Here is a 21242-nt window from a genome sequence, read left to right on the forward strand (position 1 = left end):
GCCCTCAGCTTCCGGAGGAGTAGAGCTGGGCGTCGCCCATCCGGGCGCGCAGTCGGACGAGCGAACGCGAGCACTGGCTCTTCACCGTGGACTCGCTGCACCGCAGCAGCGAGGCCACGGTCTCCACGCTCAGGTCGTCCCAGTAGCGCAGGACGACCATCGCCCGTGCCCGGGGCGGGAGTTCGGCGAGCAGGGCGAGCAGCGTGACCCGGAGGTCGGCGCCCGGCGCGGGGTTGGGCTGCGGGCGGGGCGCGTTGCGTTTGTGGGCGAGCAGATCGGCTACGGAGCGGCGGCGTTCGGCCACGAAGGTGCGGACGAGCACCGTCTTGGCGTAGGCGTCGAGGTTGTCCGCCCTGCTCGCCTTCCGCCAGTGCTGGAACAGCTTGGCGAGCGTCGTCTGCGTCAGGTCCTGCGCGCCCTCGACGTCTCCGCACAGCAGGTAGGCCGTCCGGTACAGCCGGCGCTGCCCGGTCCGGGCGTACGCCTCGAACGCGGCGCCCTCGCCGGCGGCCATGGCGGGCTCGGCCGCTGCCGGCATCCGCCCTCCCCTCTCCTCGCGCTTCCGTGCTCCCCCGGACTCCGCCCCTGGGCGGACTCCCACCCCTTACAGAGCACCGGTGTGCCGAAAAGGTTGAAGAGAGGTGAAGATCAGTTCGAGGGAAGTGTGGCACCCGGGAGACCGCCCCCACTGACCGGTGACGCCGGGCTGCTTGAATGGCAGGGTGACCCGAGCCTCCCTGGAAAAGCAGCCGCACGAAGTCGCCTCGATGTTCGACGGTGTGGCGGCCAACTACGACCTGACCAACGACGTGATCTCGCTCGGCCAGGCCCGGCTGTGGCGCAAGGCGGTCGCCCGGGCGGTCGACGCCCGCCCCGCGCAGAAGATCCTCGACCTGGCGGCCGGTACGGCGACCTCCTCGCAGCCCTTCGTGAAGGCGGGCGCCTACGTCGTACCGTGCGACTTCTCGCTCGGCATGCTCAAGGTCGGCAAGGAGCGCCACCCCTGGATGCCGTTCACCGCGGGCGACGGGATGAAGCTGCCGTTCAAGGACGAGACGTTCGACACCGTCACGATCTCCTTCGGGCTGCGCAACATCCAGGACACCGAGGTCGCGCTGCGCGAGCTGTACCGGGTGACGAAGCCCGGCGGCCGGGTCGTGATCTGCGAGTTCTCCCAGCCGGTCTGGACCCCGTTCCGCACGGTCTACACGGAGTACCTGATGCGGGCGATCCCGCCGGCCGCCCGCGCGGTGTCCTCCAACCCGGACGCGTACGTCTACCTCGCCGAGTCCATCCGCGACTGGCCCGACCAGCCCGCCCTCGCCGCACTGCTCCAGAAGGCGGGCTGGTCGAAGGTCGCCTGGCGCAACCTGACCGGCGGCGTGGTGGCCCTGCACCGGGCCACCCGCGCCTGAGGTCAGCCCGGGGGCCTCACAACTCCAGCCGGAAGCAGACGGCCTCCTGCCCGCGCGGGGTGGCGTACGACTCGGCCCGCCGCATCCCGAGCCGTATCGCGACCGCCATCGACCGGGCGTTGCGCGAGTGGACCATCGCGACGACCTCGCCCACGCCCGCCGCCCGTACCCGCTCCAGCGTCGTGCGGGCGGCGGCGGTGGCGTACCCCCGCCCCCACGCCGGGCGCCCCAGCCGCCAGCCGATCTCGGTCGCGCCGACCGGCCCGTAATGCGTGTGCGGCCACGGCTGTGCCCCGGTGAAGCCGAGGACGGTGTCCTCCTCGTCCGTGACGGTCCACAGGCAGTAGCCCAGCTCCGCGTCGTGCCGCCGCTGGCGGGCGGTGAGCTCCTCGTACGCGGACGGCTCCGCGCTCCGCCCGCCGAAGAACTCCATCACCTGCGCGTCGTCGAAGACCCGATGCCAGGCCAGGGCGTCCTCATCGGTCGGAACACGGAGATGGACGACGGGGGCCGGAGCAGGCGGTGTGACAGGTGCTGTCGACATGAGGGAGCCCTTCGGAGGGTTGGTTCGCAGGCCCCCATAGACTGCACGGGACATGTGCCGCGCGGCACGCGAATTCGAGTCTTCGGGAGATCCGACCGTGACCGAGCCCCTCTCCGAGCACAGCGCGGACGTGATCGTCGTCGGAGCGGGCCCAGCCGGCTCCACGACCGCCTACTACCTCGCCAAGGCCGGACTCGACGTCCTGCTCCTGGAGAAGACCGCCTTCCCCCGCGAGAAGGTCTGCGGCGACGGGCTCACGCCCCGCGCCACGAAACAGCTCGTCTCCATGGGGATCGACATCTCCGAGGAGGCGGGCTGGCTGCGCAACAAGGGCCTGCGCATCATCGGCGGCGGCGTACGGCTCCAGCTGGACTGGCCCGACCTCGCCTCCTACCCGGACTACGGCCTGGTCCGCAAGCGCGACGACTTCGACGAGCAGCTGGCCCGGCAGGCGCAGAAGGCCGGCGCCCGGCTGTACGAGCGCTGCAACGTGGGCGCGCCCATCAGGGACGAGCGCACCGGCCGCATCACCGGCGTCGAGGCGAGGATCGGCGAGGAGAAGACCCCGGTCACCTTCCACGCCCCGCTCGTCGTCGCCGCCGACGGCAACTCCACCCGGCTCTCCCTGGCGATGGGCCTGCACCGCCGCGAGGACCGCCCCATGGGCGTCGCCGTGCGGACCTACTTCACCTCGCCCCGCCACGACGACGACTACCTGGAGTCCTGGCTGGAGCTGTGGGACAAGCGCGGCTCCGAGGACCGGCTGCTGCCCGGCTACGGCTGGATCTTCGGCATGGGCGACGGCACCTCCAACGTGGGCCTAGGCATCCTCAACTCCTCCTCCGCCTTCAAGGAGCTGGACTGGCGCGAGGTCCTCAAGGCCTGGTGCGCCTCGATGCCGGAGGACTGGGGCTACACCCCGGACAACATGACGATGCCGATCCGCGGCGCGGCCCTCCCCATGGCCTTCAACCGCCAGCCGCACTACACCAAGGGCCTCCTCCTCGTCGGCGACGCGGGCGGCATGGTCAACCCGTTCAACGGCGAAGGCATCGCGTACGCCATGGAGTCGGGCCAGATCGCGGCCGACGTCATCGTCCAGGCCCACGCCCGCGCCACCCCCGCCCAGCGCGAACTGGCCCTGAACAACTACCCGAAGGTGCTCAAGGAGACCTACGGCGGCTACTACACGATGGGCCGCGCCTTCGTGAAGCTGATCGGCAACCCGAAGATCATGAAGATCGCCACCCAGCGCGGCCTGACCCACCCGCTGCTGATGAAGTTCACCCTCAAGATGCTGGCCAACCTGACCGACCCGCAGGGCGGCGACGCGATGGACCGCATCATCAACGGCCTGTCGAAGGTGGCGCCGAAGGCCTGAGGCCGGTGGGGACGGGCCCCGGTACGGACCCGGGTGCGGGCCCCGCTGTGGACCCGGGGACGGGATCCGGTGCGGGTCCCGGTGCGGGTGCCGCTGCGGGCCCCGGTGCGGGTGCCGCTGCGGCAGGGCGGCTCCGCTCCGCCCAGCGCACCGCCGGGCCCATGCCCAGGCCCGCCGCGAGGAACAGCGTCCCGAGCAGCAGCCAGCCGGGGACGCCCCAGGAGAGGATCAGCGCGGTCAGCACCAGAGGGCCGAGCATCCTCGCCACGGGCACCCCCGCTCCGAAGAGGCCCTGGTACTGCCCCTGCCGCTCCGCCGGGGCCAGCTCGAAGCTGATCTGCCAGGCCCCCGCCGACTGCCGCATCTCGCCCCACACCTGGAGCCCGGCGGCGAGCAGCAGGAGCGCGGACAGCGCCCACAGCGGCGTGTCGAGCGCGGTGCAGGCGAACGCCGCGCAGGAGGCCAGCATCAGGACGCCGCCGCTCCGCACGGTGCGGACGGCGCTCGGCAGATCCCGTACGACGGACGCCGTACGGACCTGGAAGAGCATCACGGCCCCGGTGTTGAGCACCAGGAGCGCCGAGACGGTCCAGCCGGGCGCGGTGGTGCGTTCGGCGATCCAGAGCGGGATGGCCAGGCTGATCAGCGGCATCCGGAGCAGCATGACCATGTTGAGCAGGGCGACCAGCGCGTACGGCCGGTCCCGCAGGACCGTGGCCTCCGCCCCGCGCGCCGGTACGGCCCCGCCGGCACGCACGGGTTCCGGCAGCCGCGCCAGGAGCAGCGCGCATCCCGCGAAGGCGGCGGCGTCCAGGGCCAGGGCGGTCACATAGGCCCCGGTCGTGCCGATGTGCAGGGCGACCCCGCCGAGGGCCGCCCCCAGCGCGAGGCCCGCGTTGAGGGCCGACTGGAGACGGGCGAGTACGGCGGTCCGCCCGTCCCGGTCCACGAGCCCGGCCAGCAGCGACTGCCGGGCGGCGGCGAGCCCGCACTGAGCGGTCGCGTAGGCGCAGGCCGCGAGGACGAACGACGGGAACGACCGCACCACGAGGAAGGCGGCCACGCAGACCGCCGTGGCGAGGGCCAGCCCGACGGACGTCCCGCGCGGGCCGAGGCGGTCGGCGAGGTGACCGAGCGGCACCCCCGCGACCGCTCCCACCCCCCACGCGACCGTCAGCCCGAGCCCGATCTCCGCCGCCGAGAGGCCGACCACCTGGGAGAAGTACAGCGCGGAACAGACGTAATAGGCCCCGTCGCCGAGTGAGTTGACCAGCTGGGCCAGGGCCAGACCGCGCGCCGGACCGGCGACGGGAATCCGTCGTGCGGGCATGGCCGCACCCTCCCGGACGCGTGGCATGGGCAGCCACCTGCGCCGGGTCCGAATCTAGGCGGGTGATTGGCCTTGGCCCTGGGCCACTTGAGAGCTGTGTGCCTGGGCCAATGACGGTGCTCGGCGCCCGCCCGCCGTCAGGTGACGGGTGTCTCCCCGCCCGCCTGCCGTCAGGTGACGGGTGTCTCCCCGCCCGCCCGCCGTCAGGTGACGGGTGCCTCCCCACCCGCTCCCGGCCCGCGCGTGCGTTCGTAGTGCCGGGCCACCCGGGCCCGGTTGCCGCAGGAGGGTTTGCACCACTCCTGCCGGCCGTGGCTCTTGATGAAGTAGCGCACGCAGCGCGGCGCGTGGCAGGCCCGTAGCCGCTCGCACTCCGGGCCGCCCAGGAAGTCGACGGCATCGCGGGCCAGCGCCGCGACCAGCCGTACGCGGGGGTCGGCCTCGGCCGACAACAGGCGGACCGCCGGGGCCCCTCCGTCCGGCCAGCGCAGCTGGGGGGCGACGGGCTCCCGGGCCGCGGCCGCGTTGAGCCGGGCCAGGGCCTCGTCGGCGGGCATCAGGCGGTGGGCGTCGGCCGGGCTGGGCGGGGCAGGGCTGACCACCCGCGCGAACAGCGCCCGGACGGCCCGCCGTACACCGACGACCGCGGCCCGGAGCTCCTCGTCGACGACCAGGCCCCCGGTGGCGGTCGCGACGGCCGGCAGGCCGGGCTGCTGCTGGAGCCACCGCTGCGCTCCCCGGACCGTGTCCAGGTCGTCGAGCACCCCGCCGTCCCCGTCGTGACGGATGGTGCTCACCAGCTCCATCACGGGCCGTTGTGGCACAGCCTGTTCCCTCCGCCGCCTCTTGAACGTCCGAGCCACCCACTCTAGAGCCCTAACGGAACATAGGAAATATCCATTAGGCGGGGGGGTGCTGCTCATGTTGCTCGCTCAGATCAGCGATCTGCACCTGGACGGCGGCGAGCGCGCGACCCGGCGGGCCGCCCGCGTCATGGACCATCTGCGGGCCCTGCCACGCCCGGTCGACGCGCTGCTGGTCACGGGGGACATCTCCGATCACGCGGCCGAGGCCGAGTACGAGGAGGCGGTACGCCTTCTGGACGCGCCGTTCCCCGTGCTCGCCTGCCCGGGCAACCACGACGACCGCCCCGCCTACCGCAAGGCGTTCCTCGGGGAGGCCCCCGGCACCGCGCCCGTCAACCGGGTCCACCGCATCGCCGGGTGCGCCATCCTGATGTGCGACTCCACGATCCCCGGCCGCGACGAGGGGCGCCTCGCCCCGGAGACGCTGGCCTGGATCGACGCCACGCTCGCCGGGCTGCCCGACGGCGTTCCCGCGCTGATCGCCTTCCACCAGCCGCCCGTCGAACTCCACCACCCGCTGCCGGACGCCTTCATGCTCCAGGAGCCCGAGCGGCTCGCCGCCCTGCTCGGCGCCCACCCACGGGTCGTCGCCGTCCTCACCGGACACGCCCACACGGCAGCAGCCTCGGTGTTCGGTGGCCGCCCCCTGATCGTCGGCCCCGCCGTCACCTGGACCCTGCGCCTGCCCTGGGAGGGGGACCGCCCGGCGGACCGGGACCAGCCGCCGGGCCTGGCGTTCCACGTCCTGGGTGAGGACCGGCGGCTGACCACGCACTTCCGCGTCGTCCCCTGAGCACCCCGACTCGTCCCCTGAGCACCCCGAACCCGGCGCTCCGCTCGCCCCCGGCGTTAATCCTCATCCCCCCGGGTGATCGTGTGCGATGATTTGCGCGCCCCCGGTCGTCGGCAGTGCCGGACCGGACGGCGCCCGCCCGCCCCCGCCCGCAGTGGCGGCACGCGGTGCCTGCCACTCTTCTTGACGCACGCTCACATCGAACGCAGGCCAGCGGGGTACGGAACAAGCCGATACAGCGCTGCTCGACCCCAAGGACAGACAGCCATGACCACCGCCTCCCTGCCCCAGCACCACGGGCTCTTCCTGGAGCCCCGCTTCGCCGTGGACCCGACCGCGACGGACGAGGACGAGGACTTCGACGCCGCGTACGACGCGCTGCCCGCGCCCACCACCTCGGCCAAGGAGCCGGAGCGGACGACCCGCCGCCCGCGCCGCCGCTGATCCGGACGGCGGCCCCCTCCGGCCCCGAAAACCGCTGGAGGCCCCGCCGCCCGCCCGGTAGCCTCTCTGCCATGGCCAGCCCCGAGTCCGACAGACTCCGGCCACCGGTGCGCCGGTGGCCGTGTCCGTGCTGAGCGTCGCCGGCTGACCCACGGGTCACCGGCCCCCTTCATCACGGTTCCACGCCCCCTGCTCACCGCGGGTACGGGCCGTTCCCCCTCGCGTACGCGCTGAAGCACCGCCGTACGCGGGGTACGTGCCACCGGCCGATCGTCACCGCCGGGCACTTCTCCGTGCCACCGGCCGATCACCGCCGGGCACTTCTCCGCACCGTTCCGCCGGACCACCGGCGGCACCGTTCCGCCGGACCACCGGCGGACGTCCACGCGGCCCGTATCCCCGCACTCCGGTCTGTCTGTCCACCCGACGGTTCCGTCCAAGGGGCTACCACCCATGCCATTCGCCGTATACGTCCTGGGGCTCGCGGTCTTCGCCCAGGGCACCTCCGAGTTCATGCTGTCCGGGCTCGTCTCCGGCATCGCCGCCGACCTCGACGTCTCCCTCTCCGCCGCCGGCCTCCTCACCTCCGCCTTCGCCGTCGGGATGGTCGTCGGCGCACCCCTGATGGCGCTCGCGGGCCGCGCCTGGCCCCGCCGCCGCGCCCTGCTCCTCTTCCTCGCGGTGTTCGTCGCCGTCCACGTCGTCGGCGCTCTCACCCCGAACTACGAGGTGCTCCTGGCGACCCGCTTCGTCGGGGCCCTCGCCAACGCGGGCTTCTGGGCGGTCGCGCTGACCACGGCCATCGCGATGGTCCCGGACCAACTGAAGGGCCGGGCCACCGCCGTGGTGGTCGGCGGCGTGACGATCGCCTGCGTCGTGGGCGTACCGGCCGGCGCGGTGCTGGGGGAGCGGTGGGGGTGGCGGTCGGCCTTCTGGGCGGTCGCGATCGTCTCGCTGCCCGCCTTCCTCGCGGTCCTGCGCTCCATCCCGGGCGGCCGGGGTACGGACACGGGCTCCGCTCCCGTACCCGTGCGGGACGAACTGCGCGCGCTGACCGGCCCCGGGCCGCGGCCGGTCCTGCTCACGATGGCCCTGGTGCAGGGGGCGACCTTCTGCGCCTTCTCCTACCTGGAGCCGCTCCTCACCCGGGAGACGGGGCTGGGCGCGGGGTGGGTGCCGGTGTCCCTGGCGCTGTTCGGGGCGGGTTCGTTCGCCGGGGTCACGGTGGCGGGCCGGCTCGCCGACGCCCGCCCGGTCGCCGTCGTCGCCACCGGCATGACCGCCCTCGCCCTCGGCTGGGCGGCCCTCGCCCTGACGGCGGGCCGCCCGGTGCTCGCCCTGGCGCTGATCCCGCTCCTCGGCATGCTCGCCTTCGGTACGGGCACCGCCCTGATCACCCGGGTCCTGGGCCTCGCCTCCGGGGCCCCGACGCTGGCCGGCGCCTTCTCGACGACCGCGTTCAACCTGGGGGCGGCGGTGGGCCCGTGGGCGGGCGGCCTGGCCATGGACGCGGGGTTCGGCTACCGGGCCCCGGTCTGGGTGAGCGCCCTGCTGATGGTCCTGGCCCTGCTCGTCGCCGCGACGACGGCGAAGGGCCGCCGCCCCCGAGCGGGGGAGCGGCGGCCCTCAGAGGCTGTCGACCTGAGCGCCGACGGGCGCTTGTGAATCAGAGAACGCGGACCGCGCCGGTCGGCCGGTCGTAGTCCATGGAGCGCTGCACCGTACCGGTGTTGGAGTTCTGCGCACCGACGAACTCGCCGCCGCCGATGTAGATCGCGACGTGGTACGCGCTGCCCGCGCTACCCCAGTAGAGGATGTCGCCGGGCTGGAGGTTGCCCAGGGAGACCTGGGTGCCGAACGTCGACTGGGCCTGCGAGACGCGCGGCAGGTCGATGCCCGCCGTGCGGTACGCGGCCTGGACCAGGCCGGAGCAGTCCCAGGAGTTGGGGCCGGTGCCCCCGGGCACGTACGCGTCGCCCACCTGCGCCTTGGCGAACGCCACGATGGAGGCGGCGGATCCGCTCACGTTCGAGGAGGAGGAAGAGGGCGCGGAGGCGGAGCTGCCCGAGTCCGAGGAGGCCGACGAGCCGGAGGAGGCGCTGAGCGTCGTGCGCTCGGCGGTCCGGGAGGCGCGCTCGGCGCGCTCCTCTGCCTCTGCCTCGGCCTTCGCCTTCGCGGCGGCTTCGGCCTTCTTCTTGGCCTCGGCCTTGCGGACGGCCTCGGCGTGCGCCTTCTTGGCCGTCTTGGCGGCCTTCTCGGCCGCGGCGTCCTCGTTGGCCTGCGTCTCCAGGTCGAGGGCGACCTGCTGCGTGGCCTGGGCGGAGGCGGCCACAGCGGTGGAGAAGCCGGACGTGATCGTGGGCATCTCGATCGTCTGGGTCACCGGCTCGGCCTGGGCCGGACCGGCGGCACCCGCGACCGCGATGGTGCTGAGGACGCCACCGGCAACTCCGGCTCGCAGTGCCGACTTCGAGGCGCGCTGACGGGGCTTCCGGTGGCTGGGTATGTGAGCGGTGTGGGACATGGGTACTAGCGCTATCAGGGCTGTAGGGGTCCCATCAAGAAACGTGTGTTGCGACACAGTTACGTTCGGAACCTGTGAATCCGCTTTCTGAGCGCCCTTATTGACGCCGTAACGGGCAAATCGGGCGGCGTCCAACAGGGCCGTGATCATTGCCTTTCGGTAATACGTCCGAATTGCCCGTCGCTTACCACCCGTTCACACCGATGGCCAAGCCCGGCTTTCCGGGGCGTGGGGCCGAGTGGCGCAGGTCACAGTGTGGGTCCGCCGGAACGGGCAACCCTCGCGGCCGCGATCCGCGTCGGCGCCCCGCGGCGGTCCACGGTCACCCGCGCGCCCCCGCGATCGCCTCCCGATCGACCCGCGCCCGCGGAGGCGGCGACTCCACTCGCGCGCCGGGCCGGTGCGGGGGCGGCCTCCGGGTGGGCGCTCCGGAAGTTCGTGAATGCGTGCACATGTCCGCATCGGTCCCCACCGCCCCTCGTGCGGGCGGTCGCCGACCTCGGGCGACGCCCTTATCACCCCAGGACGTTCCATCGCCAATTTGCTTGTACGGGCGGTCGATTGATAGCGCGGCACGCCTTTGACCAGCGGTAACGCCGTCGAATGTCACGTCTCGTGATCACTCGGCCGCTTCGCGTACGAAGATCACCGCTCATAGGACTTCATGATCCTTCGTCAGGTGGTGGAGATCACAAAGCCGTTGTCGTACCCCGTGTCGCAGATCACAGGGGGCCGGGCATAGGATGCGGGGCAGTCGGGCTTGTGAACTGCCTCACATGTGCACGATCTTGGTGAGGTGGCGAGCCGGTCGCCCGATGCGGTCCACAGGTCAAGGACGACTGGAAGGAGCGAGGAGCGTGAATGCCTACGCGCCCATCCTCGTGCTCGGCGCCCTCGGGGCAGGGTTTGCGATCTTCTCCGTGGTCATGGCCACGCTTATCGGCCCCAAGCGGTACAACCGGGCAAAGCTCGAAGCGTACGAGTGCGGTATCGAACCCACCCCGACTCCCGCCGGAGGCGGCCGCTTCCCGATCAAGTACTACCTGACGGCGATGCTTTTCATCGTCTTCGACATCGAGATCGTCTTCCTCTATCCCTGGGCGGTCTCCTTCGACGCCCTCGGGATCTTCGGGCTCGTGGAGATGCTGCTCTTCGTGCTCACCGTCTTCGTCGCCTATGCGTATGTATGGCGTCGGGGCGGCCTGGAATGGGACTGAGGGGCTGAGGGGCACACCATGGGACTCGAAGAGAAACTGCCGAGCGGCTTCGTTCTGACCACGGTCGAGCAGGCCGCGGGCTGGGTGCGGAAGTCGTCCGTCTTCCCGGCCACGTTCGGACTGGCCTGCTGCGCCATCGAGATGATGACGACCGGCGCGGGCCGCTACGACCTGGCCCGGTTCGGGATGGAGGTCTTCCGCGGGTCGCCGCGACAGGCGGACCTGATGATCGTCGCTGGGCGGGTGAGCCAGAAGATGGCGCCCGTCCTGCGACAGGTCTACGACCAGATGCCGAATCCCAAGTGGGTCATTTCCATGGGGGTCTGTGCGTCATCGGGTGGAATGTTCAACAATTACGCCATTGTGCAGGGTGTTGATCATATTGTCCCGGTCGATATCTACTTGCCGGGTTGTCCGCCTCGCCCCGAGATGCTGCTGGACGCCATCCTCAAGCTCCACCAGAAGATCCAGGACGGCAAACTCGGGGTCAACGCGGAGGAGGCCGCCCGCGAGGCGGAGGAAGCGGCCCTCAAGGCACTGCCCCTGATCGAGATGAAGGGGCTGCTGCGGTGACCGAGAACTCCGACGCGAACGGCGAGCAGAACGGCACCGCCGTACCCGCCCCGCGCGACACCGGCGGCGATGTCATCCGCGTCCGCAAGGGCATGTTCGGCGCGAACAACGGCGGCGACACCTCCGGCTACGGCGGCCTCGTCCGCACCATCACCCTGCCGGGAGCAGCCTCCCGGCCGTACGGCGGCTGGTTCGACGAGGTGGCCGACGAGCTGGAAGGGGCCCTGGAGGAACAGGACCTGCTCCCCTCCAACGCCATCGAGAAGACGGTCGTCGACCGCGACGAGCTGACCTTCCACATCGCCCGCGAGCACCTGGTCCAGGTCGCCCGCACCCTGCGCGACGACCCCGCCCTGCGCTTCGAACTCTGTACGGGCGTGAGCGGCGTCCACTTCCTGGGCGACAAGGGCCGCGAACTGCACGCCGTCTACCACCTGCGGTCCCTCACCCACGGCCGGCTGATCCGGCTGGAGGTCTCCGCCCCGGACAGCGACCCGCACATCCCGTCGCTCGTCGAGATCTACCCGACCAACGACTGGCACGAGCGCGAGGCCTACGACTTCTTCGGCCTCGTCTTCGACGGGCACCCGGCCCTGACCCGGATCATGATGCCGGACGACTGGCAGGGCTTCCCGCAGCGCAAGGACTACCCGCTCGGCGGCATCGCCGTCGAGTACAAGGGCGCCCAGATCCCGGCTCCGGACCAGCGGAGGTCGTACTCCTGATGACCACTCCCCATGCGACACCCCGTGCCACGACCGAGGGGACTGTATATACAGTCACCGGCGGCGACTGGGACGAGGTCGTCGAATCCGCGGTGAAGTCCGACGACGAGCGCATCATCGTCAACATGGGCCCCCAGCACCCGTCCACGCACGGCGTGCTGCGCCTCATCCTGGAGATCGACGGCGAGACCGTCACCGAGGCCCGCTGCGGCATCGGCTACCTCCACACCGGCATCGAGAAGAACCTCGAATTCCGCAACTGGACGCAGGGCACCACCTTCGTCACGCGGATGGACTACCTGACGCCGTTCTTCAACGAGACGGCGTACTGCCTGGGCGTCGAGAAGCTCCTCGGCATCGAGGACCAGATCCCCGACCGCGCCACGGTCCTGCGCGTCCTGCTGATGGAGCTCAACCGGCTCGCCTCGCACCTGGTGTGCATCGCCACCGGCGGCATGGAGCTCGGCGCGACCACGATCATGATCTACGGCTTCCGCGATCGTGAACTGGTTCTCGACCTCTTCGAGCTCTTCACCGGCCTGCGGATGAACCACGCGTTCGTCCGGCCCGGCGGCCTCGCCCAGGACCTGCCCCCGGGCGCGGTCGACCGGCTGCGCGAGTTCATCAAGACCATGAAGAAGAACCTGCCGGAGTACGACAAGCTCGCCACCGGCAACCCCATCTTCAAGGCCCGGATGAAGGACGTCGGCTACCTCGACCTCACCGGCTGCATGGCGCTCGGCGCCACCGGCCCGGTGCTGCGCTCCGCCGGACTCCCGCACGACCTGCGCAAGAGCGACCCGTACTGCGGCTACGAGACCTACGACTTCGATGTCCCGACCGCCGACACCTGCGACTCCTACGGACGCTTCCTGATCCGCCTGGAGGAGATGCGCCAGTCGCTGCGCATCATCGAGCAGTGCATCGACCGCCTGGAGCCCGGGCCGGTCATGGTCGCCGACAAGAAGATCGCCTGGCCCGCCCAGCTCGCCCTCGGCCCGGACGGACTCGGCAACTCGCTCGACCACATCCGGAACATCATGGGCACCTCCATGGAAGCCCTGATCCACCACTTCAAGCTGGTGACCGAGGGCTTCCGGGTCCCGGCCGGTCAGGTGTACACCGCCGTCGAGTCCCCCAAGGGCGAACTCGGCGTCCACGTCGTCTCCGACGGCGGCACCCGCCCCTACCGGGTCCACTTCCGCGACCCGTCCTTCACCAACCTCCAGGCCATGGCGGCGATGTGCGAAGGCGGCCAGGTCGCCGACGTCATCGTCGCCGTCGCGTCCATCGACCCCGTGATGGGAGGCGTCGACCGGTGACCACATCACGCCAAGACGTCAGTCTGGGGATGCCGCAGCTCCCCGCCACCCCCTACCCGGCCGAGGTGCGCGCCCGGCTCGACGCGGACGCGAAGGAGGTGCTCGCCCGCTACCCCGGCAGCCGCTCCGCCCTCCTGCCGCTGCTGCACCTCGTGCAGTCCGAGGAGGGGTACGTCTCCCGTACGGGCATGGCCTTCTGCGCCGAGACGCTCGACCTCACCACCGCCGAGGTCACCGCCGTCGCGACCTTCTACTCCATGTACCGGCGCCGGCCCAGCGGCGACTACCAGGTCGGCGTCTGCACCAACACCCTGTGCGCGGTCATGGGCGGCGACGCCATCTTCGACACGCTCAAGGAGCACCTCGGCGTCGGTAACAACGAGACCACCGACGACGGCAAGGTCACCCTCGAACACATCGAGTGCAACGCCGCCTGCGACTTCGCGCCCGTCGTGATGGTCAACTGGGAGTTCTTCGACAACCAGACGCCCCAGAGCGCCACGCAACTCGTCGACGACCTGATCGCCGGCCGGACCGTCGAGCCCACCCGTGGCGCGCCGATCTGCTCGTACAAGGAGACGGCCCGCATCCTGGCCGGCTTCCCCGACGAGCGGCCCGGCGCCGTCGAGGCGACCGGCGGCGCGGGCCCCGCCTCCCTCGTCGGGCTGAAGCTCGCCAAGGGCGAAGCGCTCCCGCAGGCGCGCGTGGTCGCCCCGCGCGCCGGACAGCCCCACGACGCGCGACCGCAGGACGCGCAGCCCCAGGACGCGCAGCCCCAGGACGCGCAGCCCCAGGACGCGCAGCCCCAGGACGCGCAGCCGCACGACCCTTCGCCGTCCGAGCACCTCAGCTCGCACGACGCACCGCAGCAGACCTCGGCCTCCGACCCGGAGCACCCGGCCGGGCCCGCAGCCGAGGAGGGGGAGTGATGACCTTGGCCGCCGAGATCGACCACAACGGGACGAGCCCCGAGAAGCTGCTCGCACCCGTCCTCTCCGCCTTCTGGGACCAGCCCGACTCCTGGACCCTGGACACCTACCGCCGCCACGAGGGCTACGAAGGGCTGCGCAAGGCACTCGCCATGGCGCCCGACGACCTCATCGCGTACGTCAAGGACTCCGGTCTGCGCGGACGCGGCGGCGCCGGCTTCCCCACCGGGATGAAGTGGCAGTTCATCCCGCAGGGGGACGGCAAACCGCACTATCTAGTTGTCAACGCCGACGAGTCGGAGCCGGGGACCTGCAAGGACATCCCGCTCCTCTTCGCGAACCCACACAGCCTCATCGAGGGCATCGTGATCGCCTGTTACGCGATCCGTTCGTCGCACGCGTTCATCTATCTGCGCGGTGAGGTCGTCCCCGTGCTGCGACGACTGCACGAGGCCGTACGAGAGGCGTACGAGGCGGGTTATCTGGGGACGAACATCCTGGGTTCAGGACTCGATCTGGAACTCACGGTGCACGCGGGCGCCGGTGCGTACATCTGTGGTGAGGAAACCGCGCTGCTCGACTCTCTCGAAGGACGGCGTGGCCAGCCCCGGCTGCGGCCCCCCTTCCCTGCGGTCGCCGGTCTGTACGCCTGCCCCACTGTGGTGAACAACGTCGAGTCCATCGCCTCGGTTCCCGCGATCCTGAACAAGGGCAAGGACTGGTTCAAGTCGATGGGCAGCGAGAAGTCCCCGGGCTTCACGCTCTACTCGCTCAGCGGTCACGTCACCAGCCCCGGCCAGTACGAGGCCCCGCTCGGCATCACGCTGCGCCAGCTCCTCGACATGAGCGGCGGCATCCGGGCCGGTCACCGCCTGAAGTTCTGGACCCCGGGCGGTTCCTCCACCCCGATGTTCACCGAGGAGCACCTCGACGTCCCCCTCGACTACGAGGGCGTCGGCGCCGCCGGGTCCATGCTCGGCACCAAGGCGCTCCAGTGCTTCGACGAGACGACCTGCGTCGTGCGGGCCGTCACCCGCTGGACCGAGTTCTACGCCCACGAGTCCTGCGGCAAGTGCACACCCTGCCGCGAAGGGACCTACTGGCTCGTCCAGTTGCTCCGCGACATCGAGGCCGGCAAGGGCGAGATGGCCGACCTCGACAAGCTCAACGACATCGCCGACAACATCAACGGCAAGTCGTTCTGCGCGCTCGGCGACGGCGCCGCCTCGCCGATCTTCTCCTCGCTCAAGTACTTCCGCGAGGAGTACGAGCAGCACATCACCGGCAAGGGCTGCCCCTTCGACCCCGCCCGGTCCACGGCCTGGGCCGACGACAAGAACACCGACGGCACGAACGCTCACCGGGGGGTGAACGCATGACAGTCACCACGAGTGCGCCCTCCGGGGGCGGCGAGGCGGCGATCCCGCCCGAGGACCTGGTCACGCTGACCATCGACGGCATCGAGATCAGCGTCCCCAAGGGGACCCTGGTCATCCGCGCCGCCGAGCTCCTCGGCATCGAGATCCCGCGCTTCTGCGACCACCCGCTCCTCGACCCCGCCGGCGCCTGTCGCCAGTGCATCGTCGAGGTCGAGGGCCAGCGCAAGCCGATGGCCTCCTGCACCATCACCTGCACCGACGGCATGGTCGTCAAGTCGCAGATCACCTCTCCTGTCGCCGAGAAGGCGCAGAAGGGCGTGATGGAGCTGCTGCTGATCAACCATCCGCTGGACTGCCCCGTCTGCGACAAGGGCGGCGAGTGCCCGCTCCAGAACCAGGCGATGTCGCACGGCGGCGCCGACTCCCGGTTCGACGGCAAGAAGCGGACGTTCGAGAAGCCCGTCCCGATCTCCACCCAGGTGCTGCTGGACCGGGAGCGGTGCGTGCTCTGCGCCCGCTGCACCCGGTTCTCCAACCAGGTGGCGGGCGACCCGATGATCGAACTGATCGAGCGCGGCGCCCTCCAGCAGGTCGGCACCGGCGAAGGCGACCCCTTCGAGTCGTACTTCTCCGGCAACACCATCCAGATCTGCCCGGTCGGCGCGCTGACCTCGGCGGCGTACCGCTTCCGCTCCCGCCCCTTCGACCTGGTCTCCACCCCCTCGGTGTGCGAGCAGTGCGCGGGCGGCTGCTCGACCCGGACCGACCACCGGCGCGGCAAGGTCATGCGCCGCCTCGCGGCCAACGACCCCGAGGTCAACGAGGAGTGGCTCTGCGACAAGGGGAGGTTCGGCTTCCGTTACGCCCAGCAGCGCGACCGGCTCACCACCCCGCTGGTACGCAACGCCGAGGGCGAGCTGGAACCGGCGAGCTGGCCCGAGGCCCTGGAAGCCGCCGCGGCCGGACTCCTCGCCGCCCGCGGCCGTACCGGCGTCCTGACCGGCGGCCGGCTCACCGTCGAGGACGCCTACGCGTACAGCAAGTTCGCCCGGGTCGCCCTCGACACCAACGACGTCGACTTCCGCTCCCGGGTCCACAGCGCCGAGGAGGCCGACTTCCTGGCCGCCCGGGTCGCCGGGCGCGGCCGGGACCTGGACGGCGAGGGGGTCACGTACACCGCGCTGGAGAAGGCCCCCGCGGTCCTGCTCGCCGGGTTCGAGTCCGAGGAGGAGGCGCCCGGCGTCTTCCTGCGGCTGCGCAAGGCCCACCGCAAGAGCGGCCAGCAGACCTTCGCGCTCGCCTCGCACGCCACCCGGGGCCTGGTGAAGGCGGGCGGCACGCTGCTGCCCGCCGCCCCCGGCACCGAGACCGAGTGGCTGGACGCGCTCGCGGGCGGCGTCGGCCTGGAGGCCGAAGGCGCCGCCGCGGCCGAGGCGCTCCGCGCCGAGCACTCCCTGATCATCGTCGGTGAACGGCTTGCCGGAGTGCCCGGCGCACTGTCCGCCGCCGTTCGCACCGCCGCCGCCACCGGCGCACGCCTGGTGTGGATCCCGCGCCGGGCGGGCGACCGGGGCGCGGTGGAGGCGGGCGCGCTCCCCACCCTGCTGCCCGGCGGCCGCCCGGCCACCGACCCGCGGGCCCGCGAGGAGGTCGCCGAGCTGTGGCGCGTGGCCGAACTGCCCACCCGCCACGGACGCGACACCGGTCAGATCGTCGAGGCAGCGGCCACCGGCGAACTGGGCGCGCTCCTCGTCGCCGGCGTCGGCGTCGAGGACCTGCCCGACCCGAACCGCGCCCTCCAGGCGCTGAACGAGGTCGGCTTCCTGGTCTCCCTGGAACTGCGGCCGAGCGCGGTCACCGCCCGGGCGGACGTGGTCTTCCCGGTCGCCGCCGTCGCGGAGAAGTCCGGCACCTTCCTCAACTGGGAGGGCCGGGTCCGGATGTTCCAGGCGGCGCTGAAGCCGGAGCAGCTGCCCCGGACGCTCGCCCCGACGGACTCCCGGGTGCTGCACATGCTGGCCGACGCCATGGACGTGCACTTCGCCCTGCCGGACCTGACCGCCGCCCGCCGCGAGCTGGACCGGCTCGGCGGCTGGGAGGGCGGCCACGCGGACGACCCGCGCGAGAGCGCGCAGCCGCTGCCCCGGCCCGGCGACGGCGAGGCGGTCCTCGCGGGCCACCGGATGCTGCTCGACCTCGGCCGGCTCCAGGAGGGCGACACCGCGCTCGCCGGGACCCGGCACGCGGCCGTCGCCCGGCTCTCGGCGGTCACCGCCGCCGAGTCCGGCGTCAAGGACGGCGACCTGCTCGCCGTCACCGGCCCCGCGGGCACCGTCGAACTGCCCCTCGTGGTCACCGACATGCCGGACCGGGTGGTCTGGGTGCCGCTGAACTCGGTGGGGCGCGGCATCCCCGCCGACACCGGCGCGAACCCCGGCGGCCTGGTGCGGATCGGCCCCGCCGCCGCACCGGGTGCGCCCGTCGAACCATCGGAGGTACGAGCGTGACTGGCCTCGCCGCATTCACGACGACGCCCGAGAGCGTCGTCCTCGCCGCCGAGGATCTCTCGATGTTCGGCACCGACCCCTGGTGGCTCGTCGTCATCAAGGCGGTCTTCTGCTTCGCGTTCCTGATGCTGATCGTGCTGTTCTCCATCGTGTGGGAGCGCAAGGTCGTCGCCTGGATGCAGCTGCGCGTCGGCCCCAACCGGCACGGCCCCTGGGGGCTGCTCCAGTCGCTCGCCGACGGCATCAAGCTGATGCTGAAGGAAGACGTGATCGTCAAGCGCGCGGACAAGGCGGTCTACGTCCTCGCGCCGATCCTCGCCGCGATCCCGGCCTTCATGGCGATCGCGGTGATCCCCTTCGGCCCGGCGGGCAACGAGGTCTCGATCTTCGGGCAGCGCACCACGATGCAGCTCACCGACCTCCCGATCGCCGCGCTCTACATCCTCGCCGTCGGCGCGGTCGGGGTGTACGGCTTCGTCCTCGGCGGCTGGTCCTCGGGCTCGACGTACCCCCTGCTCGGCGGAATCCGTTCGTCCGCCCAGATGATCTCGTACGAGATCGCCATGGGCGCGGCCTTCGCCTCGGTCTTCCTCTACTCCGGGTCGATGTCCACCTCGACGATCGTGGAGGCGCAGGCGGACCGCTGGTACATCATGCTGCTGCCGGTCTCGTTCATCATCTACATGGTGACCATGGTCGGTGAGGCCAGTCGGGCGCCGTTCGACATGCCGGAGTCCGAGGGCGACCTGGTCGGCGGGTTCAACACCGAGTACAGCTCCATCAAGTTCGCGATGTTCATGCTCGCCGAGTACATCCACATGGTGACCGTGTCGATGATCGCGGTGACGCTGTTCCTCGGCGGATGGAGGGCCCCGTACCCGATCTCCGCCTTCTGGGAGGGAGCGAACCACGGCTGGTGGCCGATGCTCTGGTTCTTCCTGAAGCTCCAGGTGCTGATCTTCTTCTTCATCTGGCTGCGCGGCACGCTTCCCCGCGTCCGCTACGACCAGTTGATGAAGCTGGGCTGGAAGGTCCTCATCCCGGTCTCGGTCGTCTGGCTGATGCTCGTCGCCACCGTCCGCGCCCTGCGCAACGAGGGCTACGACTTCTCCCGGATCGTGCTGTACGTCGGCGCGGCCGTGATCGCGATCCTGCTGATCTCGTTCGTCGTCGACATGTTCCGCGACCGCAGGAACCGGGCCGAGGAGGAAGCGGCCGGACCGGAGCCCGCGTTCGACCCGATGGCGGGCGGGTTCCCGGTGCCCCCGCTGCCCGGACAGACCCTGCCGCCGGTGCCCAGGCGCACACCACGACGGGAGCGGGAGCTCGTTGTCAGTGGTGGGGCGGATACTCAGAGTGACGAAAGCGCGAGTGACGGAAAGGAGGCCGGCGGTGTCTGAGAAACCAGAGCTCACGGGCTCATCGGGATCCGCTGGATCCTCGGGCCAGGCGGGCCAGGCGGGCCAGGCAGGTCAGGCAGGTCAGGCAGGGGAGTCGGGGGAGAAGTTCCAGAACCCCGTGGCCGGCTTCGGCGTGACCTTCAAGGCCATGTTCAAGAAGCGGCTCACCGAGCAGTATCCGGAGACGCCGAAGGTGACGGCGCCCCGCTTCCACGGCCGCCACCAGCTCAACCGCCACCCGGACGGCCTGGAGAAGTGCGTCGGCTGCGAGCTGTGCGCCTGGGCCTGCCCGGCGGACGCGATCTACGTGGAGGGCGCGGACAACACCGAGGAGGAGCGCTACTCCCCGGGAGAGCGCTACGGCCGCGTCTACCAGATCAACTACGCGCGCTGCATCCTGTGCGGACTCTGCATCGAGGCCTGCCCCACCCGGGCACTGACGATGACGAACGAGTTCGAGCTGGCCAACACCACCCGCGAGAGCCTCATCTACACCAAGGACGAGCTGCTCGCGGGCCTGGAAGAGGGCATGGTCGACAGCCCGCACGCGATCTTCCCCGGCATGGACGAGCAGGACTACTACCGGGGAGTGGTCACCGAGGCCGCCCCCGGCACGGTCCGTCAGACGGCCGTGTCCAAGGGCGAGGGCGACAAGCCCGACGAGGACCCCATCGAGTCCACGCGGGCCGCCGACGCCACCCGGCCGGGCAAGGGGGTGGGGGCGTGAACGCGCTGGCCGCAGCCACCACCACCTCGACCGGCGAGGCCGTCCAGTTCTGGATCCTGGGCACCGTCGCCGTGATCGGCGCGCTCTCCACGGTGCTGATGAAGAAGTCCGTGCACAGCGCCCTGTCGCTCGCCGGGACCATGATCGTCCTGGCGGTCTTCTACCTCGCCAACGGGGCGTATTTCCTCGGCATCGTCCAGATCGTCGTCTACACCGGCGCGATCATGATGCTGTTCCTCTTCGTCGTCATGCTCGTCGGCGTCACCGCCGCCGACTCCCTCAAGGAGACGCTCAAGGGGCAGCGCTGGCTGGCCCTCGGGTGCGCGCTCGGGTTCGCCGTGCTGCTGATCGCGGGCATCGGCAACGCCTCGCTGTCCACCTTCAACGGGCTCGGCGCGGCCAACGCCCGGCACGGCGGCAACGTCGAGGGAATCGCCAACCTCATCTTCACCAAGTACGTCTTCGCCTTCGAGATCACCGGCGCCCTGCTGATCACCGCGACCGTCGGCGCGATGGTGCTCACGCACCGCGAGCGCACCGAACGGGCCAAGACCCAGCGGGAGATGTCCGAGGAGCGCGTGCGCGGCAAGCACCTCCCGCCGCTCCCCGCACCCGGCGTCTACGCCCGGCACAACGCGGTGGACATCCCCGGTCTGCTCCCCGACGGCACGCCGTCCGAGCTCACGGTCATGCAGACGCTGCGCCAGCGCGGCCAGATCCGTGACGTCTCGCAGCAGTCCCTCGCCGATCTCAAGGCCCTGGAGCAGCGCTCCGGGGAGCGGCTCGGACGTGAGGACGCGGACGCCGTGGCGCGCGGAGCCAATCCCCCGTCCGCGGCGGAGAATGCGGAGGCCGCCAAGTGAACCCGGTCAACTACCTCTACCTCGCGGCCCTCCTGTTCGCGATCGGCGCCTCCGGGGTGCTGATCAGGCGGAACACGATCGTGCTGTTCATGTGCGTCGAGCTGATGCTCAACGCCTGCAATCTGGCGCTCGTCACGTTCTCCCGGATGCACGGCAACCTCGACGGGCAGATCGTCGCGTTCTTCACGATGGTCGTCGCCGCCGCGGAAGTCGTCGTCGGACTCGCGATCATCGTGTCGTTGTTCCGCTCCCGCCACTCGGCCTCGGTCGACGACGCCAGCCTGATGAAGCTGTAAGGGGTCG

The 21242-nt window shown here is 71.1% G+C and carries 21 protein-coding genes; 16 read left to right on the forward strand and 5 right to left on the reverse strand.

From position 1 onward, the window contains the following. Positions 1-4: 4 nt before the first annotated feature. Positions 5-514: a SigE family RNA polymerase sigma factor gene (locus tag ACH4KB_RS10235; RefSeq protein ID WP_398065634.1), complete on the reverse strand. Its 510-nt coding sequence runs from the start codon at positions 512-514 to the stop codon at positions 5-7. Positions 515-722: 208 nt separating this feature from the next. Here ACH4KB_RS10235 and ACH4KB_RS10240 point away from each other — a divergent pair, with 208 nt between their 5' ends. After that, entirely contained in the window at positions 723-1415 is a 693-nt protein-coding gene (locus ACH4KB_RS10240) for a demethylmenaquinone methyltransferase (protein WP_361878569.1), read from the forward strand. A 16-nt stretch (positions 1416-1431) separates the two neighbouring features. Here ACH4KB_RS10240 and ACH4KB_RS10245 read toward each other — a convergent pair whose 3' ends face one another. Beyond that, positions 1432-1959 (reverse strand): GNAT family N-acetyltransferase, encoded by a 528-nt coding sequence (locus ACH4KB_RS10245; RefSeq protein ID WP_398065476.1) that lies wholly within the window; start codon positions 1957-1959, stop codon positions 1432-1434. Positions 1960-2056: 97 nt separating this feature from the next. On the opposite strand from ACH4KB_RS10245, the gene ACH4KB_RS10250 reads away from it, so the two are divergent. Then, the gene (locus tag ACH4KB_RS10250; protein WP_361878563.1) at positions 2057-3340 is read left to right on the forward strand and encodes a geranylgeranyl reductase family protein; all 1284 of its coding nucleotides are present in this window, start codon (positions 2057-2059) and stop codon (positions 3338-3340) included. On the opposite strand, the gene ACH4KB_RS10255 is transcribed toward ACH4KB_RS10250, so the two are convergent. After that, a complete protein-coding gene (locus ACH4KB_RS10255) occupies positions 3306-4670 on the reverse strand; it encodes an MFS transporter (protein ID WP_398065477.1) in 1365 nt (454 codons plus the stop codon). The two genes, ACH4KB_RS10250 and ACH4KB_RS10255, sit on opposite strands and share 35 nt — an antisense overlap. 203 nt (positions 4671-4873) lie before the next feature. After that, positions 4874-5476, reverse strand: a complete 603-nt coding sequence (locus tag ACH4KB_RS10260) for a CGNR zinc finger domain-containing protein (protein WP_398065635.1) — start codon at positions 5474-5476, stop codon at positions 4874-4876. A 115-nt stretch (positions 5477-5591) separates the two neighbouring features. Here ACH4KB_RS10260 and ACH4KB_RS10265 point away from each other — a divergent pair, with 115 nt between their 5' ends. From ACH4KB_RS10265 to ACH4KB_RS10275, 3 genes are all read left to right on the forward strand, one after another. Next, positions 5592-6329, forward strand: a complete 738-nt coding sequence (locus ACH4KB_RS10265; protein WP_398065478.1) for a metallophosphoesterase — start codon at positions 5592-5594, stop codon at positions 6327-6329. 267 nt (positions 6330-6596) lie between these two features. Continuing rightward, a complete protein-coding gene (locus ACH4KB_RS10270) occupies positions 6597-6773 on the forward strand; it encodes a hypothetical protein (protein ID WP_274344021.1) in 177 nt (58 codons plus the stop codon). 453 nt (positions 6774-7226) lie between these two features. Continuing rightward, positions 7227-8438 (forward strand): Cmx/CmrA family chloramphenicol efflux MFS transporter, encoded by a 1212-nt coding sequence (locus tag ACH4KB_RS10275; protein ID WP_398065479.1) that lies wholly within the window; start codon positions 7227-7229, stop codon positions 8436-8438. Between the two features lies 1 nt (position 8439). On the opposite strand, the gene ACH4KB_RS10280 is transcribed toward ACH4KB_RS10275, so the two are convergent. After that, positions 8440-9297 (reverse strand): C40 family peptidase, encoded by an 858-nt coding sequence (locus ACH4KB_RS10280; RefSeq protein WP_398065480.1) that lies wholly within the window; start codon positions 9295-9297, stop codon positions 8440-8442. 857 nt (positions 9298-10154) lie between these two features. Here ACH4KB_RS10280 and ACH4KB_RS10285 point away from each other — a divergent pair. The 11 genes from ACH4KB_RS10285 to nuoK are packed head-to-tail and all read left to right on the forward strand — an operon-like array spanning position 10155 to position 21235. Beyond that, positions 10155-10514 (forward strand): NADH-quinone oxidoreductase subunit A, encoded by a 360-nt coding sequence (locus tag ACH4KB_RS10285; protein WP_003967084.1) that lies wholly within the window; start codon positions 10155-10157, stop codon positions 10512-10514. Between the two features lie 18 nt (positions 10515-10532). Continuing rightward, positions 10533-11087, forward strand: a complete 555-nt coding sequence (locus ACH4KB_RS10290; protein WP_018490715.1) for an NADH-quinone oxidoreductase subunit B family protein — start codon at positions 10533-10535, stop codon at positions 11085-11087. After that, on the forward strand, positions 11084-11812 hold the full coding sequence (locus ACH4KB_RS10295) for an NADH-quinone oxidoreductase subunit C (protein WP_398065481.1): 729 nt from the start codon (positions 11084-11086) through the stop codon (positions 11810-11812). The genes ACH4KB_RS10290 and ACH4KB_RS10295 overlap by 4 nt, the downstream gene beginning before the upstream one ends. Further along, on the forward strand, positions 11812-13134 hold the full coding sequence (locus tag ACH4KB_RS10300; RefSeq protein WP_398065482.1) for an NADH-quinone oxidoreductase subunit D: 1323 nt from the start codon (positions 11812-11814) through the stop codon (positions 13132-13134). Before ACH4KB_RS10295 ends, ACH4KB_RS10300 begins: the two co-directional genes overlap by 1 nt. 29 nt (positions 13135-13163) lie before the next feature. Continuing rightward, positions 13164-14063: an NADH-quinone oxidoreductase subunit NuoE gene (nuoE, locus tag ACH4KB_RS10305; RefSeq protein ID WP_398065484.1), complete on the forward strand. Its 900-nt coding sequence runs from the start codon at positions 13164-13166 to the stop codon at positions 14061-14063. After that, positions 14060-15442 (forward strand): NADH-quinone oxidoreductase subunit NuoF, encoded by a 1383-nt coding sequence (gene nuoF / locus ACH4KB_RS10310; protein WP_398065485.1) that lies wholly within the window; start codon positions 14060-14062, stop codon positions 15440-15442. The genes nuoE and nuoF overlap by 4 nt, the downstream gene beginning before the upstream one ends. After that, positions 15439-17949: an NADH-quinone oxidoreductase subunit G gene (locus tag ACH4KB_RS10315; protein WP_398065486.1), complete on the forward strand. Its 2511-nt coding sequence runs from the start codon at positions 15439-15441 to the stop codon at positions 17947-17949. The genes nuoF and ACH4KB_RS10315 overlap by 4 nt, the downstream gene beginning before the upstream one ends. After that, the gene (gene nuoH, locus ACH4KB_RS10320) at positions 17946-19349 is read left to right on the forward strand and encodes an NADH-quinone oxidoreductase subunit NuoH (RefSeq protein ID WP_398065487.1); all 1404 of its coding nucleotides are present in this window, start codon (positions 17946-17948) and stop codon (positions 19347-19349) included. Before ACH4KB_RS10315 ends, nuoH begins: the two co-directional genes overlap by 4 nt. Then, a complete protein-coding gene (nuoI, locus tag ACH4KB_RS10325) occupies positions 19342-20076 on the forward strand; it encodes an NADH-quinone oxidoreductase subunit NuoI (RefSeq protein ID WP_398065488.1) in 735 nt (244 codons plus the stop codon). Before nuoH ends, nuoI begins: the two co-directional genes overlap by 8 nt. Then, complete coding sequence (locus ACH4KB_RS10330) at positions 20073-20939, forward strand: NADH-quinone oxidoreductase subunit J (protein ID WP_398065489.1); 867 nt, start codon at positions 20073-20075, stop codon at positions 20937-20939. Before nuoI ends, ACH4KB_RS10330 begins: the two co-directional genes overlap by 4 nt. Then, positions 20936-21235 (forward strand): NADH-quinone oxidoreductase subunit NuoK, encoded by a 300-nt coding sequence (gene nuoK / locus ACH4KB_RS10335; protein ID WP_018960446.1) that lies wholly within the window; start codon positions 20936-20938, stop codon positions 21233-21235. The genes ACH4KB_RS10330 and nuoK overlap by 4 nt, the downstream gene beginning before the upstream one ends. Positions 21236-21242: the final 7 nt, after the last annotated feature.

This window comes from Streptomyces sp. NPDC017520, from assembly GCF_044329855.1.
GTDB lineage: Bacteria > Actinomycetota > Actinomycetes > Streptomycetales > Streptomycetaceae > Streptomyces.

Coding starts and splice junctions, on each gene's coding strand:
- ACH4KB_RS10280 (WP_398065480.1), bottom strand. CDS start 9,297: ATGTCCCACACCGCTCACATACCCAGCCACCGGAAGCCCCGTCAGCGC.
- ACH4KB_RS10315 (WP_398065486.1), top strand. CDS start 15,439: ATGACAGTCACCACGAGTGCGCCCTCCGGGGGCGGCGAGGCGGCGATC.
- ACH4KB_RS10275 (WP_398065479.1), top strand. CDS start 7,227: ATGCCATTCGCCGTATACGTCCTGGGGCTCGCGGTCTTCGCCCAGGGC.
- ACH4KB_RS10260 (WP_398065635.1), bottom strand. CDS start 5,476: ATGGAGCTGGTGAGCACCATCCGTCACGACGGGGACGGCGGGGTGCTC.
- ACH4KB_RS10265 (WP_398065478.1), top strand. CDS start 5,592: ATGTTGCTCGCTCAGATCAGCGATCTGCACCTGGACGGCGGCGAGCGC.
- ACH4KB_RS10245 (WP_398065476.1), bottom strand. CDS start 1,959: ATGTCGACAGCACCTGTCACACCGCCTGCTCCGGCCCCCGTCGTCCAT.
- ACH4KB_RS10235 (WP_398065634.1), bottom strand. CDS start 514: ATGGCCGCCGGCGAGGGCGCCGCGTTCGAGGCGTACGCCCGGACCGGG.
- nuoE (WP_398065484.1), top strand. CDS start 13,164: ATGCCGCAGCTCCCCGCCACCCCCTACCCGGCCGAGGTGCGCGCCCGG.
- ACH4KB_RS10270 (WP_274344021.1), top strand. CDS start 6,597: ATGACCACCGCCTCCCTGCCCCAGCACCACGGGCTCTTCCTGGAGCCC.
- ACH4KB_RS10290 (WP_018490715.1), top strand. CDS start 10,533: ATGGGACTCGAAGAGAAACTGCCGAGCGGCTTCGTTCTGACCACGGTC.
- ACH4KB_RS10255 (WP_398065477.1), bottom strand. CDS start 4,670: ATGCCCGCACGACGGATTCCCGTCGCCGGTCCGGCGCGCGGTCTGGCC.
- ACH4KB_RS10300 (WP_398065482.1), top strand. CDS start 11,812: ATGACCACTCCCCATGCGACACCCCGTGCCACGACCGAGGGGACTGTA.